Below are 18,847 nucleotides of genomic sequence, written 5' to 3'. Positions count from 1 at the left end.
GACCCGCCCAGAATGGTCGCCATGAGCGAATGCACCGTAGCTTGAAACTTGAGTTGCCGTTAGGGAAAAACTTGATAGAGCAGCAGCTTTTGCTGGAGCACTTCAGGCATGAGTTCAATTACGTGCGGCCTCATGAAGCACTCGGTATGAAACGTCCTGGAGAGCTGTATGTGCCATCTACTCGGCCCTATCCCGGCCGTTTGCCGGATTTGGAATACCCGACGGAAATGCTGGTTCGAAGCGTCAGGCAGAACGGTTCGATAATGTGGAAGGGCAAGCTGGTATTTGTTAGCGAAGCGCTAGCTGGAGAACGAATAGGGCTGAAAGAGACTGAAGATGATGTCTGGGATCTTTACCTGTGTGACTATCCCTTGGGGAGGCTTGGACGGGGAATGACTCGCGTCCAAGCTTCAAATGTGTAAACGATGTCCCCGGTTTCAGATGTAAACGATGTCTACGGTTCTACACCCGCGCTGGGCGGCGCAGCCGCCCCACCAAAGCCGCCGCGTTATACCAGTGAAACCCAAATCCCCAGATTCTGGGCCGCCTCCCAACCCATCCCCCCGAAACCGGGGACATCGTTTACACATTCGAAACGCGGACGCCCCTGTGCGTAGCAGGCCCATTTTTGGGGCCGCTTCGCGGCCCATCGGGAGCAAGCCCCCTCCCACAGTGAAAGCGTTAGGCCTTAGCTGACTGGTATTAGGGCTTGCCCCGCGCTGGGCGGTGTAGCCGCCCCACCAAAGCCGCCACGTTGTCCCAGTGAAACCGAAATCCCGGATTTTGGGCCGCCTCCCAACCCATACCTTCGAAACCGGGGACATCGTTTACACATTTGAAGCTCGGACGCCCCTGCAGTGAGCGGGCTTGCCCTAATGCTTGTCAGTTAAGCGACAGAGTGGACGATGGATAACCTGTGGGAGGGGGCTTGCTCCCGATAGGCCGCGCAGCGGCCTCAAAAATGGGCCTGCTACGCAGTCCATCGGGAGCAAGCCCGCTCACTACAAGTTTCGCTTAAACTTCTTGCACTTTGATCCAGCGTTCTTCCTTCGCCGCCACACGGATCGCCGTCGCCAGCCGTTCCACCGCCCATGCCGCGTCAAAGTCAGTGCCCTCGGCCCCTTGGCCGGCCACGGCCATGATCAATTCCTGCACCTCCAGCGTTTTCAACTCGTTGTAGCCCAACTGGTGACCGGCCGCCGGGCTGAACGCGGCATAGCCAGGCAGGGCGGGGCCGGCCAGCAGGCGTTGGAAGCCGTCCTGGCCGACACGGTACAAGCGCAGTTCGTTCAAGCGCTCCTGGTCGAATGCCAATGTGCCCAGGGTGCCGCTGATCTCGAAACTCAGGTGGTTCTTGTAGCCCTGCTTAAGCCAACTGCTGCTCACCGTGCCGCGCGCGCCGTTGGCGAACCGCAGCAATGCATGCACCTGGTCATCCACCGCGATGGCTTTCAGTTCGCTGCTGCCCGATGTAACAGGGCGCTGGGCGTGCACGGTGTGGGTGTCGGCACACACGCTTTCCACGTCGCCCACCAGGTAATGCGCCATTGCCAGCAGGTGGCTGCCCAGGTCTGCCAGGGCACCACCGGCATGCGCGACTTCGCAGCGCCATGACCAGGGGGACGCGGGGTCAGCCATGAAGTCTTCACTGAATTCACCCTGAAAGCTGATGATTTCGCCAAGGTCGCCCTGGGCGATCATCTGCCGCGCCAGGCTGATCATCGGGTTGTGCTGGTAGTTGTAGCCTACCCGCGTCACGACCCCGGCGGCGCGGGCAGCACGGCGCATGGCGTCGGCCTGTTCCAGGCTGACCGCCAAGGGTTTTTCGCAATACACGGCTTTACCCGCGGCGATTGCCGCCATGGCCATGGGGTAGTGCAGATGGTTGGGAGTGGTGATGGCCACCAGTTCGACGTTGGGGTCGTTGATCAACGCTTGCCAGTCGCCATGGGCCTGGGCAAACCCCCAGGCGGTGGCGCAGCGCTGGGCGCGTTCGACGTCGGCGTCGGCCAGGGCGGCCAGCTTGAGGGTAATCGGCAGTTCGAATACCGCACGGGCATTATTGAACGCCAATGCATGGGCGCGGCCCATGAAACCTGTGCCGATCAAGCCGATTCCGAGTTCACGCATAGCCGTGGTCCTTTGAATTGTTGTTTTCAGGAGCGGCATTAATGGAATAAAAATTTCTAAAATTCAACATTTGGAATAAAAATTCATCGTCAGACTGTTCCGGTGCAAGATGTAGGAACAATCAACGCTACTGATGTGGCTATATTCAGCACATGGCCAAATGCTGCCAGTTAACAAAAGATAACGTAGCGCCGATTGTCAGACGATTCGAAAGCCCGATAGGATGGCCCCTGCTTCCTTCAGGCGCTCTAGATTGCAGGTTTCAGCGCCTGGTAAAGCCCCTAACAATAATAAAATGGGAGAAGGTCTATGAGTGAGCCTGTCATGGGTTGGGTTGTCTGCCGCCCACGTGCCGCACGCAAGGTTGCGTTGCTGGCCACAGCGCTCTCGTTGCTGGCCGGTGCCGCGTTGTCGGTACCGGTGCTGGCAGCCAGTGATACCGCCGCACCGTCGGTGTTCGCGATTGAATCCCCCAAGGCCGCCAAGGGCCTGATGATCGATGTAGTCCATGCCGGTGCGCGCTTGGTGGCGGTCGGTGACCGTGGGCACATTCTCTACTCCGATGACCAGGGCAGCACCTGGACTCAAGCCAAGGTCCCCACCCGGCAGTTGCTCACGGCAGTGTTTTTCGTCGATGACAAACACGGCTGGGCGGTGGGTCATGATGCGCAGATTCTCGCCAGCACCGACGGCGGTGCCACCTGGGCCCAGCAGTACCAGGACCTCAAGCGCGAAGCGCCGCTGCTCGATGTCTGGTTCAAGGATGCGAACCACGGCATGGCCGTCGGCGCCTACGGTGCGTTGATCGAAACCACCGATGGCGGCAGGACGTGGGCGGACGTCAGCGACCGCCTCGACAACGAAGACCAATATCACCTCAACGCCATCGCCCAGATCAAGGACGCCGGGCTGTTCATTGTGGGCGAGCAGGGCAGCATGTTCCGCTCCAGCGATGAGGGCCAGACCTGGGAAAAACTTGAAGGCCCCTATGCAGGCTCGTTGTTCGGCGTGATCGGCACGGCCCAGCCGCAGACCCTGCTGGCCTATGGCCTGCGCGGCAACCTGTACCGTTCCACGGATTTCGGCAGCAACTGGGAGCCGGTGGCGTTGAACGCCACGCGCGGTGCGTTGGAGTTCGGCCTGTCGGGCGCCACGTTGCTCGATGATGGCACCCTCGTCGTGGTCGGCAACGGCGGCAGCGTGGTGGTCAGCCATGACGATGGCGTGACGTTCAGTGTGTTCAACCGCCCGGATCGCATTTCGCTGTCGTCCGTGACGGCGGCAGGCAATGGCAACTTGATTCTAGCCGGGCAGGGTGGCGTGCGTGTCGCCACGCCGACTGGCGCAGAACTCGTAAAACAATAATAAGGGCGGGGAAAGCATGAGCAGTCATCACAACGATAAAGCGACCCTCCTTGAGCGCCTGATCTTCAACAACCGTCCGGCGGTGATTGTCATCTGCCTGCTGGTGAGCATTTTCCTGTTCTGGCAGGCGACCCTGATTCGCCCCTCCACCAGTTTTGAAAAGATGATCCCCCTGAAGCACCCCTTCATCGAAAAGATGATGGAACACCGCAACGACCTGGCCAACCTGGGCAACACGGTGCGCATCTCGGTGGAGGCCAAGGACGGTGACATCTTCACTCAGGCTTATATGGAGACCCTGCGTCAGATCAACGACGAGGTGTTCTATATTCCCGGCGTCGACCGCTCCGGTCTCAAGTCGCTGTGGAGCCCCAGCGTGCGCTGGACCGAAGTCACCGAAGAAGGCTTCGCCGGGGGCGAAGTGATCCCACAGAGCTATAACGGCTCGGCGGGAAGCCTCGACCAACTGCGCAACAACGTGCTCAAGTCCGGCCAGGTCGGACGCCTGGTGTCCAACGATTTCAAGTCGAGCATCGTCGACATCCCGCTGCTCGAGTCCTACCCCGACCCGCAGGACCAGGGCAAGCTATTGGCCCTGGACTACCGCAAGTTCTCCCATGAACTCGAAGACAAGATCCGCGACAAGTTCGAAGCGCAGAACCCCAACGTCAAGATCCACATCGTCGGCTTCGCCAAGAAGGTCGGCGACCTGATCGACGGCCTGGTGATGGTGGTGATGTTCTTCGGCATTGCGTTCGTCATCACTCTGATTCTGCTGCTGTGGTTCACTCATTGCCTGCGCAGCACCGTCGCGGTGTTGAGCACCACGCTGGTGGCGGTGATCTGGCAGCTCGGGCTGATGCACTTTTTCGGTTTCGGTCTCGACCCGTACTCGATGCTGGTGCCGTTCCTGATTTTTGCCATTGGCATTTCCCACGGCGTACAGAAGATCAACGGCATCGCGCTGCAATCCAGTGAAGCCGATAACGCGTTGACCGCCGCACGTCGCACGTTCCGCCAACTGTTCCTGCCTGGGATGATCGCGATCCTGGCCGACGCGGTGGGCTTCATCACCCTGCTGATCATCGATATCGGCGTTATCCGCGAGCTGGCGATCGGCGCGTCGATCGGTGTCGCGGTGATCGTGTTTACCAACCTGATCCTGTTGCCGGTGGCGATCTCCTACGTCGGTATCAGCCAGCGTGCGATCGCCAAGAGCAAGAAAGATGCGCATCGCGAACACCCGTTCTGGCGCCTGCTGTCCCGGTTCGCCAGCGCCAAAGTCGCGCCGGTGTCGATTCTGCTCGCATTGATCGCCTTCGGCGGCGGCCTGTGGTACAGCCAGAACCTCAAGATCGGCGATCTCGACCAAGGCGCGCCGGAACTGCGCCCGGATTCGCGCTACAACAAGGACAACAACTTCATCATCAGCAACTACTCCACCAGCTCCGATGTATTGGTGGTGATGGTCAAGACCAAGGCCGAAGGCTGCTCGCGTTATGAAGCCATGGCACCCATCGATCAGTTGATGTGGAAGATGCAGAACACCGAGGGTGTTCAGTCGGCCATCTCGCTGGTGACGGTATCCAAGCAGATGATCAAGGGCATGAACGAAGGCAACCTGAAATGGGAAACCCTGTCGCGCAACCCCGACGTGTTGAACAACTCCATCGCCCGTGCCGATGGCCTGTACAACAACAATTGCTCCCTGGCGCCGGTGCTGGTGTTCCTCAACGATCACAAGGCCGAAACCCTCGACCGTGCGGTACATGCGGTGCAGGACTTCGCCAAGGAAAGCAACAAGGACGGTCTGGAGTTTATCCTCGCCGCCGGTAACGCCGGGATCGAAGCGGCCACCAACGAGGTGATCAAGCAGTCGGAGCTGACCATTCTGGTCCTGGTGTACCTGTGCGTGGCCACCATGTGCATGATCACGTTCCGTTCCTGGGCGGCAACGTTGTGCATCGTGCTGCCGCTGGTGCTGACTTCGGTGCTGGGCAACGCACTGATGGCGTTCATGGGGATCGGCGTCAAGGTCGCGACCTTGCCGGTGGTGGCGTTGGGCGTGGGGATCGGTGTCGACTATGGCATCTACATTTACAGCCGCCTGGAGAGTTTCCTGCGGGCTGGCCTGCCGTTGCAGGAAGCGTACTACCAGACCCTCAAGTCGACCGGCAAAGCCGTATTGTTCACCGGCCTGTGCCTGGCAATCGGCGTGTGCACCTGGATTTTCTCGGCCATCAAGTTCCAGGCCGACATGGGCCTGATGCTGACCTTCATGCTGCTGTGGAACATGTTCGGTGCACTGTGGCTGCTGCCGGCGCTGGCACGCTTCCTGATCAAGCCCGAGAAGCTGGCGGGGCAGAAGGGCAATTCGTTGTTTGCCCACTGAGGTCTGGGGCGGGTGGCGGCATGCCCTGGTGCCCATCAACCAGGAGGCAAATTACTCCTGTGGCGAGGGAGCTTGCTCCCGTGGCGGCCTGTCAGCCGACCGCGATGTGGGTCGTGTACATATCCATTGCTGCGGTAACGGCGGCTTATGGTTCCGCTCTTACAGCGGCTCACTTTTGGAGAGGCCCAAAAGTAAGCAAAAGGCCTTCGCCCCACCACTCGGCACCTCGCTCAGGCTCGGTGTGCCCGAACACAGGCTTGAATCCGTGGGCCGCCGCCACGCGCCATCCATGGCGCGGGGCGGCTAACCCGGCGTCCTGCCGGGTTACCCACGGATTCAAGCCTGCGTTCGGCCAGCGTGGTTTAACGGGGCGCCTAAGATCAGGATCAAAAGCAGATCAAAAACATAGGCGGTGAGTCAGGGTTGTCATGGGTGCTGGCAACTCAGAGCTTGAGGAACAGCTTCTGGTCCAGCGGTGGTTCGATCTTGGCCCGCACGATGCTGTTCAAGGGTTGGTTGTTGCGCCCGGCATTCTCCACCAGGTCTTTCTGGGTCATGTAGCGCTGCTCGGGCAGTTTCAGGTGCGCGGCGCTGTAGGTATTTCGTGCGGTGGTCGTGTTGGGGTAGTGGAAGTGCGCATACCAGAGCACGTTGGTACTGTTTTTCTCACGAACAGCGTACTCCGTGAGAAAGTCCGCGCCCTTGAGCTTTTTGCCACGGGTGACCAGGCTGATGTCGACGCGCCCATGGGTCCATAGGTAATCGATGTTCTCCGCTCGGGGGAGCTGGCGCAGGTAGCCGTCACAACGGTGCATGATCGCGCGCTCGCGCATGGCCTTGGCGGCATTTTTCCACGTTTCGACCAACGCTTTGGTTTCACTGGCTGCGCCGTGGTTGGCCTGGGCGTCCTGTGCGACTTGCTCAAGCTGGTCGGCCTGGGCTTCGAGCATGTCGCTCCAATCGCGAGGGTTGACGGTCTCCCGGCGAGCCGGATCATCCAGTTTCTTCTTCTGGAACTGGATCGAGCGCTCGATGCCGGCCTGTTCACCCATCAGTTTGCGGGCCGTGCCGATGGAGGCCGACAGCGGCTTGGGTGATGGCACGGAGGGGGAACTGACTGGCTCTGCGCTGACGATCTGGACCCAGTCACCCTCGGTCGAGTGCCAGCTGTAACTGCTCAGGGGTTGGCCGGTGCGGGAGTCAAGCACGTCGATAATCGGGATATCCTGGCCGGGTTGTGTATCACGTAACGTACCCACCAGGGTTTGTTTGTCGCGGGTCTTGAAGACCTTCTTGTTCAGCGATTTGCGCGCCCTGTCGTCACGGCGCGGGGCGACCGGTGGCAAATGCTGTTCTTCGCGCATCAGGTCCGCCAGCTCGACCTGGGCCTGGGTGATGACTTCTTGCAGGCACTCAAGATAACGCTTGCCATAGAACACACGGACGCTGTCGGGGCCGGTCTCTTGCAAGGCGTGCGCATTGTTGAATTCGGCCTGATATTTTTCGATCAGGTTGCTCAACACCGCGATACGTTCCTCGCCGGTGTAACCCTCATGTTGTTGCAGCTCGATATGGGAGTTCGCGGCGGCGTTCAGGTCGGCCTGGTTGAAGCGGTCGCGGAAAAAGGCTTCTTCGGGGGAGCGGGGGTCGATGGTTCGGTCCAGGCTCAACTCCCGCAGCGCGCTGAGGCGCTCCATGGTGGCGGTGAACACCTGATTGGCCGGTGGCTGCGGGAATTCCTTGATGAACGCCTCCGCGAGTTTCTTATTACCGGGGCAGTCGTTCTTCCATTCGTTCAGCACCTGGTTATAGGCTTGGGCGGCCTCAATCTGGCGCCCGAGGCGCTCGACGTGGTCAGCCATGTTCTCGATCAGATCGGCGTAGGCGCCGGGCTCATTGCGTTGGGTTCGTTCAATCAGCTTTGCGAGCGGCTCACCGGACTTCGCATGGGTGAACTGGTCGTTGACGTACACGTGATCGATCGTGCGTGAAAGCAGGGTGGCGGCGATGGCCTTGTACTGGTCCCCGCGTTTTTCCCGGAAAAGATTGAAATTCATCGCAGGGTTATCGCTGCTCAGCGCCTGGATCGCAATGCGCCTGTGGGCAAGCATTGCATTGGCGTTTTTCTGATCGTCTTCGAAGCGCATGCGCATCAAGGTCGACAGGTCTTTATTCTTCCTCAACTCTTGTTGGTACTGTTGCGCAAAGCCGGCACCACGCTCGCCACTGTTTACCAGGCCCCATAGCGTCCTCAGGGTTTTGTTCGACTTGCGCAGGGCTTCATCGGTTTCGTTCAAGCGCATATCACTGGTTTCGATGGCGCCCACCAGCGGTTGCATCGAGGCCACTTGTTCGGCGTATCGCCTGAGCATCGCATCGCTGAGTTCGATATTGCGGTCCAGAGTGGCTTTCATCCGTTCGCTGGCCCTGGGCATGCCGCCACGCAGTTTGGGGCGGGTGTCGAACTGCCATTGCCCCTTGGCGTCACGGGTCAGCGGCGGACCCGTGAGGGTTCTGTTTTGCTCGTTGATCACGAACGGACCATCCAGGTCCCTGGCGACACGATACCAATGGTTCTCGATGCAGGCGTGAAGCTTGCCATCGACGAGGTATAGGCCCGCCCGCGCGCCACTTTGAATGGGGGTGGTTGTACCGGTCGGTTTCGGTACGCTGAACGATTGAATGTGGGCGCGTTGCGAGGGGCTCAAATCACGCGGGCTGGAAAACGAGAAGTCAAAGGGTTGGTCGTGCGTGAGCAGGCCTTTGGCAACCGGTGCGGCGTCTGGCTCGACCACTACCCGCGGTACCTGGGATGTATCTCCGGCGGGTCGGCGCAACGGGGAAGAAACTTCCGGCCGCTGGTTAAAAGGCACATTGCCCACGGCGCGTTCCGGTGGGCGCACAGGCGTGGCATGGCTTAACAACGTGGCCACATTGACCAGCAGGTCCACCATCGCTCCCGCAGGGTCGGAGTTTTTCGGGTCGCTGGCCTGCCTGATGTCGTTTTCGACACTGGCCAGTTGCAGCAGCCAGCCGGCCATGGCGCCGGGGCCGCGCAATACCGGCAACAGGGTATTGAACAGTAACCAGCCCAACTCCTTGTAGGAGGCCCAACGACTCTGGATATCCGAGGTGGACTGGCCTTGGGCGAGGGTGACCAGGCTTTGGGTATTGGTAGTGAACAAGTGCTGCATCAACTTGCCGTCCCGTAAGTCCTTGCGCAGTTTCTCGCAGGCGCCATATCCGTCGATGGCCAGGCTCGTCGGGGCGGGTGTGGCGGGCGCATCGAACTCGTTAAAGACCCCGTAGCGGGCAATATGCGGCGTCTTGAAGCCGCCGTTGCCGTAGATCGCCCGCACCTTGTCGCTTGGCAGCCAGGCCAAAACGCTCTGTTGCAGAGGCCCCGGGGCCTGGATCGCAGCGAGCAGGGCATCGCGGCTGGCAAATTCCTGCAAAACCGGTGACAACTGCGGACGGTAGAGCAGGTGAGGGCCGTATGCAGGGTTTTGCGGTTCTATCAGGAACATATTGGCGACGACGTCCGGTGTGGCGCCGGGTTTGCGCACAAATGCCAGGGGGCGCAGGGTAATCGCTTGACCGTCGACCTCCCGTGGGCCGGTGCCGGGCCGGGTCACGATTTCCACCAACCGATAGCCCGTCTCGGTGATGCCGGCTTCGCCCTTTAACTTGAGCTCAAGCGCTTGCAGGGTCAGTTGTAGCGGCACTTGTTCAATGAAAAGCTTTGCGCGTGCCCTGGCTTCGTCGGTATCGCTGAGCAGGTGCTGATTGAGCAATGCGGGGTAGTGTTTGCCGATATCGATCGTGGTGATCAGATCCTTGAGCATCTGTGGCAATTCGGGGTCTTTGATCAGTTGCCCGCGCAGGCGAACATCCATGGCACCGGCGGGCAGCCCCGCAAGATTCTCCAGGGCCATGTCCACCAGGCTCATTTTCACCGGCTCGATGTAACCACTGCCCAGATCGCCGACCGGCACCTTGAAGGTCACTTCCAGATCTTTGGCGGCGTAGCCCTTGGAGGCCAGGTGGGCGTTGAGCTGTTGTTCGGCGTAAGTACGGATATCGGGAATATCCGTGAGGAACGTGCGGCCCTGGTTGCGCTGCACGCTGCTGGCCAGTTCCAGTGCCTGACGCTGGTAAGCGAAGCGCTCGGCGTCGGTGGCCTGGGTCAGCCATCCAGGCAGGTAACGGGGGCGGGTTGATGCCGTGTTGTTGAACCACATGGCCGTATCGCTGGCTTGGGAAAACAGCTGTTCCAGATCGCCGGCACGGCTGTTGGCCGGCAACTGTATTGCGTCCAGGTTTTGCAGTTGGCGGTCGAGCATCACGGCCGCCTGGGTATCAAAAATGTTGCCGTCCGGCTCCCGGCGCTTCCAGGTGAGGCGGTCGAACTTGAAGGACTGGTTAAGCTGGTGCTCCCATGCCTGTGTGAACGCCTCCAGGGAGGCGTAAGGCGTGACCTTGCCCGCAGCGGTGGCGTGCAGCACCAACGTTTCGCCGCCGATATTGCGGGTGATCAGCAGGCTCGGGTCCGAATGAGTGGCTGTGATCCCCGCTTGCTCAAGGGTTGTATCCACGATGAACGCGCGCGCGGCGGATTCGCCATAACGGCTGTTGCGTTCGCTGAGGTCGGGGTAGCCGGTGATCTGGTCCAGGGTTTCACGCTGGGTCGCGCTGAGGCCGGGTTGCTGGAGGCCGGCGATGCGCAGCGTATCCTTGAGTGTGTCGCTGAGCCAGCGCCAGCGGCTGGTACCGGCAAACGCGTCCTGCCCCCAGTAATGGCTTAACGCATCGGCGTAAGCGGCCTTCAGGTTGGGACGCAGGCTGCGGATGGCCAGTTCCATGGAGTAGGTGTCCAGGGGCGTGGCTCGGTTGCCGCTGGCGTCGACGACTTTGAGGGTGGTCGCCGTGTCGCGGCTTACCCATTTGGCGCCTTCGGGCAACGCCAGTTCGCCGCCGCTGGCCATGTGCTCGAGCGCCAGGTCCAGCAGCGGGGTCAAGGTGTATTGCAGGGGATCCGTCGAGATCGGTACGGCCAGAGCGGTGTTGGCGCTGTTGAAGCTCAACGTGGGGTAGCGCTGGTTCAAGAGCGAGTCCAACTGCGCGGCCACCACGGAGCGCAACGTCGGGCGTGTGGCGAATTGGTTGGCGACGACACTGGCCGGCGTATCGGCAGCCGGAACGCCCTGGGCGTTCTCTTTCAAGCGGCCTTGCAGGCCCAGCGGCGGCTGGATTGAACGTATTGGCCTTGGAGGTGTTGAAAGCGGCGCCACGGCCGCTGCCGGTTCATCGGCAGGGGGCAGGGGGGCCATCGGCAGTGACACGGAGAAAAGATGAGGACGGGCGTTGATCGACGGCATGCAAGCGCTTCCTTGGCGGAGTGAAAAGAAATCAGCGCCGCGAAAGTACTGGGTTGTCGGCCAGCTAACGGTGCAAATGCGTTATGAACTGTTTCCAGTGCTGCGCGAGATCTTTGCCAACGCCCCGGTTGACGCGGGCCGGACACGTTTGTGTCGACGTATTTGCAGCCGGCCTGCCCGCAAAATCGGCACTGCCCCCGACACCCTGGGCTATCATTGGCGCTTTCCCGTAAATGATTGACTGCCATGACTGCCCAAACCCTGACCGCCGCCCTTGAAAATGCCGACATGCTCGAAATTGATGGCTTGCACGCCTTTGATTTCGTGTTGGACGACAGCAAACTGCTGATTACCGCGATGGACGGCCGTGCCGAAAAACGCTGGAGCTTCAGCCTGGAACAGGTACGGGCCGCGACCTTTGATGACACCTTGCAAAGCTGGACGCTCACGGGCGAGTCGGGCGAGCACCGCCTGGTCTGCCTGAGTGCGTTTACCGGCAACAATAACGATGAGGATGAAGCGGATGATCATGCGTAAATTCTGGCCCCTGCTGATGGCCGGCAGTGTGGGTGCAATGTCGGTGCAGGCTGCACCTGCCGACACCTATGAACTGCTGGTGGGCAGCTACACCGCCGGCACCAGTGAAGGGATCTACCGGCTGCAGTTCGACAGCCGTACCGGCCGGTTCAACGGCAAACCTGCGCTGGCGGCCAAGACGGCCAACCCGTCCTGGCTGACCCTTTCCAAGGACCAGAAGCATCTGTTCGTGGTCAATGAGAACGGCCCGGGCCAGAAAGACCCGGTCGGTCGGGTGAGCAGCTACAGCATCGACCCGCAGAACCATCAGCTGACCTTGATCAACCAGGTGCAGAGCCTGGGCAATGAGCCGACTCACTCAAGCGTGGCGGCCGATGGACATTACCTGTTCATCGCCAACTATTCGGTACTGGAAGATCCGGGCGGAAGCCTGGCTGTCCTGCCGGTGGACGCTGCCGGCAAGCTGTCGGCTCCGGTGCAATTGAGCGCGCACCCGGCCAGCCGCGTGAACCCTGAGCGCCAGGCGTCCAACCATGTGCACTCGGTGGTGTCGTCTCCGGACGGCAAGTATGTGTTTGTCCAGGATCTGGGGGCGGACAAGTTGTTTGCCTACCGTTACGACCCCAAGGCCAACCACGAACTGCCCCTGACCCCGGCCAACCCGGCATCGGTGCAACTGCCACCGGGCAGCGGCCCGCGTCACTTGCTGTTCAGCGCCGATGGCAAGCACGCCTGGCTGACCACGGAGATGAGCGCGCAAGTAGCCGTTTTCGACTACAACGATGGCAAGCTCAGCCAGACCCAACTGGTGGACTTTGCCGCCGGGCAGCCGGTGTCCGACAAGGCCGGTGCTGCGCTGCACGCGTCCAGCGATGGCAAGTTCCTGTACGTGAGCAACCGTGGCACCGCCAACCAGCTGCTGGTGTTCAGCGTTGACCCGGCTACCGCGCACCTCAAGGAGATCCAGCGCCGTTCCGTGGAGGGCGACCACCCGCGCGAGTTCAGCCTGGATCCGAGCGGCAAGTTCCTGCTGATCGCCAATCAGAAAAGTAACGAGATTGTGGTGGTCGAGCGCGACCCCAAGACGGGGTTATTGGGCAAAACCGTGCAAAAACTGCCGATCGATGCGCCCAGCGACCTCAAGTTCCTGGTGCGTCAATAAGCCACAGGCCCCGTACAGCGGGGCCTGAAGCTTTCTATTAATTCTATTAATAGCGGCTACTGTTTCAAAGCATTTCTAAGGTTTAACCCTCGGGCGTAAGTTTGGTTCCAAGGCCTTCCAAGGCCACTTAATCAAACGAACACGAGGGTTACCGCCATGAACTTCAATCTCTTTTCGGTCATTGCCGCTTCCGCTGTTTCCGCCACCGTGGCCCTGCCTGCTGCTGCCAGCGTGGAAGTGACCGGCAAAAAATCCAGCACCAGCGCCTACACCCAGAAATACCTGCAACAGAGCGCTAATTTCTACGCCGCACTGGACCACAAGACCCAACAGTAGGAGTGAGCTTCAGGGTTTTGCCATCACCGCAATAAACAGCGGCGACTCCAGAAAACGTTGTAACCATTTCTGCAGCCGCCGATACGGTGTCGCGGCAAACCACTCCCGGTCCACATGGGCAAACTGGCGCACGAACGGCGCCAGTGCCGCATCCGCCAGGCTCATATGCTCAGCCAGCAGGTATTCATGCTGGGTCAGCAAACCTTCCAGCTTCTGCAAAAACACCTCGCCTTCGGCCCGATAATGCTCCATCGGGTGTTCGGGATAACGGTCGGCGTACTTGTATCGATTCAAGTGATGTTTGAATACCTGGTCATTCTCGGCAATCAGCGCCAACACCGCCGGGTCACCTTGCAGCAGCCAATCATCAGGGTCGTGCTGTGCCAGCGCCCATTGCATGATCGGCAGGCTCTCGTCGATCACCTGGCCCGCCACACTCAATACCGGCACCGTGCCCTTGGGTGACAGCGCCAGCATCTCGGCCGGCTTTGCCTTGAGGCTCACCTCGATAATGCGCACGGCCAACCCGCAATAACGCAGGGCCAGGCGCGCACGCATCGCGTACGGGCAACGCCGGAACGAATACAGCAGCGCCTCGCTCACTTGACCTCCAGGGTGCTCAACCCGTTGCCCTGGCGCTTGACCTGGATCTGCACCGGGATGCGCTCATGCATTTCCTGCACGTGGGAAATCACGGCCACCTTGCGCCCCTGGGCCTGCAAACCGTCCAAGGCGTCCATTGCCAATTGCAGTGATTCGGGGTCGAGGCTGCCGAAGCCTTCGTCGATGAACAACGACTCGATCTTCAACGTGCTGGACGCCATCGAAGCCAGGCCCAACGCCAGCGCCAACGACACCAGGAACGTCTCGCCACCGGACAACGAGTGCACCGAGCGCAGTTCATCGCCCATTTCCGTATCCATCACCAGCAGCCCAAGCATGCTGCCGCCACGTTTGAGGCGGTAGCGGCGCACCAGTTGGCGCAGTTGCACGTTGGCGTGGTGCACCAGCAGGTCGAGGTTGTAGGCCTGGGCGATTTTGCGGAAGGTATCGCCGGTGGCCGAGCCGATCAGCGCGTTCAGGCGTGCCCAGCGCTGCCATTCGTCATAGGCCTGGGTGATTTGTTCTGCCAGCGCCTGGTTGGCGTCCTGACGCCGCTGGTCCTCGACTTGCCGCGCGCGCAGCGCGTCGCAGTGCTTCTCGTCTTCGGTCAGGTGCTGATTGAGGGCCGCGAGGCTGTTGTCCAGTTGCTCGGCTTCCAGGTTGCCATTGTGCTGGGCCTGGTGTTCGGCAAGGCGTTGTTCGCGCTCCTGCAGCAGCACCCTGGCTTGCTCCACGGCTTTTTCGCTGTGTTGCAACTGCTGGCGCAGCGTACTGATTGCGTGGTCATCGAACGCCAGCAAGCGGGTGAGGCCGGCGTCATCCAGCTCGGGATGCAGGGCACGCCATTCGCCCAGGCGCAGGTCGAGGGTGTGTTGCTCGGCGCTGAGTGCCTGTTGGCGTTCCTGCTGGGCCTTGAGGTCGGCGGCCAGCTGGATCAGCGTGTTGCGCAAATCTTGCAACTGTTGGTTGGCGTCGGTTTCGTGTTGACGAGCTTGCGCCACCGCCTGGTCCAATTGCTGTTGCCAGTGTTCGGCGCTGGGGTATTCGCCCAACAAGGTGCCGAGTGTTTCCTGGGCCGCTTGCTGCTGGGCAGCCAGTTCCGCGACCTGCTGACGCAAGCCCTCCAGTTGTTGCTGGCGATGCTGCTGATGGGTCTGTTCTTTCTCGATGGCTTGCCGGCGCTCTTGCTGCTCGGCGTGTTCATCGCGCTGCTGTCCCAGTTGCTCTAGGCGCTGGCTGACCTGCTGGTCCAACTGCATGAAGGTCGCAGCCGGCTCGCGGCGCAGGCCGTCCAGGGTGGCGGCGGGCAGCAGGTTGGCGAAGGCGCTGAGTTCTTCTTCAAGGCGGTCGCGGTCATTGGACAGCTCGCGTTGCTGGTCTGCCAGCAACTGGCGCGCTTGCTGGCTGGCCTCCTGGGCGGCTTGCAGTTGTTGCTGCAGGCGCCCGGCGTTTTGCTGCAGGTTGAGCAGGGCGCCCTGGCGTTGTTCATCCTGGCTGATACTTTGCGTCAACTGGTTGAGTTGCTGGGCCAGCCAGGCGCTGCGCTGAGGCGGCTCCTGATTGAACAGCGCGGCGTACAGCGGATGGGCTTCCAGGCTGGGTTTGAGCGCCAGTTGCTGCGCCGCCAACTGCTCCTGCTGTTCCAGAAAACCCTTTTGCTGGGCGATCAAACCGCCCACTTCGCCACGCAGCTCGGTGAGTGTTTCCTTGAGGCTGTCGACCGCTTTCTGCGCCGTGGCCTCTTCATTTTCGTCATGGCGGCCGAGGCTTTGCAGCAGCGCCTCGGGCTGGTGGTACGGGTGCTCATGGCTGCCGCACACCGGGCACGGCTGGTCGTCTTGCAACTGCTCGCGCAACTCCTCGACGCTGGCACTGCGGGCCAGGCGCTGGCGCTCCAGCAATTGCTTGGTCACCGTGAGGGTTTGCTCGGCCACGGCCAATTCAGCCTTGGCTTGCAGGCCCGCCTGGTTGAGCTTTTCTCGCTGCTGCTGGGCCTGCACGAGTTTTTGCGTCAGCGCATCGCTCTGTTGATCCAGCTGTTGCTGGCTGTCCCACAGGCGTGTGAGATCTTCGAAGGCGCGTTGCTGCTTGCGATTGTCCTGAAGCAGGCTGGCGAGCAATTGGATTTGTTCGGCAACGGCGTGGGGTTCGGCGCCGGCTTCCTGGTACAACAGCTCCAAGGCTTCGCGCTGCTGGGTGAACTGCTCGGCGGCGGCGCTGGCACGCTGTTCCAGCTGCGGCAGTTCGGCCTGGCCTTTGTTCAGGCGATTGCCGATCAGCATCAGTTGCTGCAGGCGGTCGCGGTAGGCGGCCCAGGCCTCACTCAGCGGTGCGAGGGCGCTGCTGCGCTCAAGTTCGTTGGCCAGATGTTGCAGGCGCTCGCCCACTTGCGCTTGTTTCTCCAACAAGCCATCGAGTGCGACCTGGCCCTGGGTGCAGGCGGTTTCCTGCACGTGCTGGTCTTCGGTGCGCTTGGCCAGGTCTTTGCTCAAGCGGGCGAGGGTGCTCTGCTCTTCGAAGGCCCGGCGCAATAACGGCACGGCGTCGGCCTGATTTTTCAAGGCCTCGGTCAGGGCCGACTGAGCGGCGGCGTGCTGTTGTTGTGCCTGCTCTTGTCGGCTCTGCAACGCGGTTTGCTGCTCGATGTGCTGCGCAATCTGCGTGGCGAGCGGCGCCAGCAAGGTGCCCAGTTCGGCCTGTCGGGCGAAATGATGGCGCTGCGCCGCCAACTGCTCCAGGCGGCTTAAGTCCTGGCGTTGCTGGCCCTGGTCATGCCATTGCTGCTCGGCGTGCTGCAACTGTTCGGCGGCGGCTTGCCGGCGTTCCTGCCATTCGCGTAGCTCCTTGAGCCACGTATGTTGCAATTCCAACTGCTTGAGCTGTGCCTGCCGGGTCTTGAGCTGTTGCTGTGCTTCGGCCAATTGTTGATCGAGTTCGGCCCGCGCTTCGGGGGCCAGCGGCACTACACCGGTGGCTTGGTCCTGCAGCTGCTTGTGGGCTTCCTTGGCGTCCTTGGCTTTGTCGAACGCACGGCGACCCAATTGCGTGTAAAGCGCGGTGTCGGTGAGTTTTTCCAGCAGTTCGCTGCGTTCGTTATCGTTGGCCTTGAGGAACGCACTGAACTCGCTTTGCGCCAGCAATACGGCACGGGTGAACTGCTCAAAGTTCAGGCCCAGGGCCTGTTCCAGCTGGGCCTTGTATTCGGTTTTCTGGCTGGCCAGCAGTTGATCGCTGTCCAGGTCGATCAGGCTTTGCCGGCTGTTCTGCAATTTGCCGCTGGCCTTGTCGCGGGCGCGGTTGGCTTCCCAGCGCGCACGGTAGCGACGGCCACTGACGCCGACGAAGTCCACCTCGGCGTAACCGCCGCCGGTGCCACGTCGCAGCAGGGTGCGTGGGTCGCCGATGGAAATGTCGCTGTCGGCATCGGGCATCTTGGCCTGGCCGGTGTCGCCCAGGCGCGGCACGGCGCCGAACAACGCCAGGCATAACGCATCGAGCAGCGTGCTTTTACCCGCGCCGGTCGGCCCGGTAATCGCGAACAATCCGGCACTGGCCAAGGGCTCGGCGGTGAAGTCGATTTCAAACGGCCCAGCCAGGGAGGCGAGGTTTTTCAGGCGGATGGCGAGGATCTTCATGGCTGTTCATCCTCCTGTTGCACTTCCTGGAGCAGCACGGCGAAATCCTTCAAGGTCTGTTCATCCACTTCGCTGCCGTAACTGTCCTGCCAGGCGCGGCTGAACAGTTCCTGGGGCGTGAGCTGGTCGAGTTCAACCAGGCGCTCTTCATCGCGGTCTTCGCGGTTGCCCGCGCCTGCGTATTCGGCGGCGATGCGTACCAGGCGCACGGCTTTGCCTTGCAGGGCGGTTTCGATTTGCTGGCGCAGGTCCGGCTGCGGCTCGTCGAGGCGCACACGCACCTCCAGCCAAGGGTGGCGCTGGGTTTCGGCAAGCAGGTCGATGTCGGGCAAGTCGCCCAGTTGCTTGAGGATATCGGCCAGGGGCGCGGCTTCCAGGCGTTGCAGATTGACCGAACGGGGGATCAGGCGCGGTTCGACGTTCACCAGCCGCTCGCCCTGAAACGTTACGTCAAGAATCTGGTGCTTGTAGCCGATTTCGGAAAACGACAGCGGAATCGGCGAGCCGGAATAACGAATACGTTCTTCACCATTCACCTGCTGCGGCTTGTGCAAATGACCGAGGGCGACATAGCCCACACGGTTATCGAACAGGCTGGCGGGCAGTGCTTCGGCATTGCCGATGATCAGGCTGCGCTCGGAGTCTTCCGACACCGAACCACCGGCCATATGCGCGTGGCTGATGGCGATCAACGCCTGGCCCTTTTTGCGTTTGGCCTTGGCTGCAGCGATCAGCCATTCATGCACCTGGCCGATACCGCGCAGGTAATCGTCCCCCAAGTGAGCGCCGGTGACTTCCGCCGGGCGCAGAAACGGCAGCGCCAGGCACCATGCGGCGATCTTGCCTTTGGCATCCGGCAGGGGAATCAGCAGGCGTTCGGCGTCGAGTTGCCCGTCGTCCAGCCACAGCACCCGGCCCAACGCATGGGTGCGCAAGCGGCGCATCAACGGCGCCGGCAATTCGATGCGCGAGCCGGAATCGTGGTTGCCGGCAATCATCACAATGGTGAGCTTGGGGTTTTGCTCGTGGGCGCTGATGATGAAATCGTATAGGCGCTCCTGGGCCTTGAGCGGCGGGTTGACCGTGTCAAAGATATCGCCGGCGATCAGCAACGCATCCGGCTGCTCGGCTTTTAATTGGCCCAGCAGCCACTCAAGGAAACAGGCGTGTTCGAAGTCGCGTTCCTGGCCGTGGAGGTTTTGGCCCAGGTGCCAGTCGGAGGTATGAAACAGACGCAAGGCGAATTCCGTGGAAAGATGAAAAGGAGGGGAGTTTACCTGTAAAGCGGTGGGAGGGGGCCGGCTCAAAT

General features: G+C 61.1%; 11 protein-coding genes. 6 read left to right on the top strand and 5 right to left on the bottom strand.

Translation table 11 applies throughout. The features are described 5' to 3' along the window. A partial coding sequence (locus JBE38_RS07295) for an integrase core domain-containing protein (protein ID WP_205343999.1) occupies positions 1-422 on the top strand: 422 nt, incomplete at its 5' end. Positions 423-1,014: 592 nt separating this feature from the next. Here JBE38_RS07295 and JBE38_RS07290 read toward each other — a convergent pair. Next, a complete protein-coding gene (locus JBE38_RS07290) occupies positions 1,015-2,130 on the bottom strand; it encodes a Gfo/Idh/MocA family protein (protein ID WP_205343998.1) in 1,116 nt (371 codons plus the stop codon). A gap of 324 nt (positions 2,131-2,454) precedes the next feature. On the opposite strand from JBE38_RS07290, the gene JBE38_RS07285 reads away from it, so the two are divergent. Both JBE38_RS07285 and JBE38_RS07280 read left to right on the top strand, forming a co-directional pair. Further along, the gene (locus JBE38_RS07285) at positions 2,455-3,495 is read left to right on the top strand and encodes a WD40/YVTN/BNR-like repeat-containing protein (protein ID WP_060752612.1); all 1,041 of its coding nucleotides are present in this window, start codon (positions 2,455-2,457) and stop codon (positions 3,493-3,495) included. A gap of 16 nt (positions 3,496-3,511) precedes the next feature. Beyond that, a complete protein-coding gene (locus JBE38_RS07280) occupies positions 3,512-5,887 on the top strand; it encodes an efflux RND transporter permease subunit (protein ID WP_205343997.1) in 2,376 nt (791 codons plus the stop codon). 443 nt (positions 5,888-6,330) lie between these two features. Here JBE38_RS07280 and JBE38_RS07275 read toward each other — a convergent pair whose 3' ends face one another. Beyond that, positions 6,331-11,265: a dermonecrotic toxin domain-containing protein gene (locus tag JBE38_RS07275; RefSeq protein ID WP_240202433.1), complete on the bottom strand. Its 4,935-nt coding sequence runs from the start codon at positions 11,263-11,265 to the stop codon at positions 6,331-6,333. A gap of 246 nt (positions 11,266-11,511) precedes the next feature. Here JBE38_RS07275 and JBE38_RS07270 point away from each other — a divergent pair, with 246 nt between their 5' ends. The 3 genes from JBE38_RS07270 (at position 11,512) to JBE38_RS07260 (ending at position 13,300) form a co-directional block, all read left to right on the top strand. Beyond that, positions 11,512-11,802, top strand: a complete 291-nt coding sequence (locus JBE38_RS07270) for a DUF5629 family protein (RefSeq protein WP_090370655.1) — start codon at positions 11,512-11,514, stop codon at positions 11,800-11,802. Continuing rightward, positions 11,789-12,964: a lactonase family protein gene (locus JBE38_RS07265; protein WP_205343996.1), complete on the top strand. Its 1,176-nt coding sequence runs from the start codon at positions 11,789-11,791 to the stop codon at positions 12,962-12,964. Before JBE38_RS07270 ends, JBE38_RS07265 begins: the two co-directional genes overlap by 14 nt. 156 nt (positions 12,965-13,120) lie before the next feature. Further along, a complete protein-coding gene (locus JBE38_RS07260) occupies positions 13,121-13,300 on the top strand; it encodes a hypothetical protein (RefSeq protein ID WP_060752616.1) in 180 nt (59 codons plus the stop codon). A gap of 9 nt (positions 13,301-13,309) precedes the next feature. Here JBE38_RS07260 and JBE38_RS07255 read toward each other — a convergent pair whose 3' ends face one another. Genes JBE38_RS07255 through JBE38_RS07245 form a run of 3 tightly spaced genes read right to left on the bottom strand, consistent with a single transcriptional unit; the run spans position 13,310 to position 18,776 of the window. Beyond that, positions 13,310-13,903 carry a glutathione S-transferase gene (locus tag JBE38_RS07255; RefSeq protein ID WP_090370659.1) on the bottom strand — a complete coding sequence of 198 codons (594 nt, stop codon included), beginning with the start codon at positions 13,901-13,903 and terminating at the stop codon, positions 13,310-13,312. Further along, positions 13,900-17,538 (bottom strand): AAA family ATPase, encoded by a 3,639-nt coding sequence (locus JBE38_RS07250; RefSeq protein WP_205343995.1) that lies wholly within the window; start codon positions 17,536-17,538, stop codon positions 13,900-13,902. Before JBE38_RS07250 ends, JBE38_RS07255 begins: the two co-directional genes overlap by 4 nt. Continuing rightward, positions 17,535-18,776, bottom strand: a complete 1,242-nt coding sequence (locus JBE38_RS07245; RefSeq protein WP_060752619.1) for an exonuclease SbcCD subunit D C-terminal domain-containing protein — start codon at positions 18,774-18,776, stop codon at positions 17,535-17,537. The genes JBE38_RS07250 and JBE38_RS07245 overlap by 4 nt, the downstream gene beginning before the upstream one ends. Between the last annotated feature and the right edge of the window lie 71 nt (positions 18,777-18,847).

This window comes from Pseudomonas sp. ICBG1301 (assembly GCF_016918385.1).
GTDB lineage: Bacteria > Pseudomonadota > Gammaproteobacteria > Pseudomonadales > Pseudomonadaceae > Aquipseudomonas > Aquipseudomonas palleroniana.
This window is presented reverse-complemented; position numbering and strand designations above follow the sequence as displayed.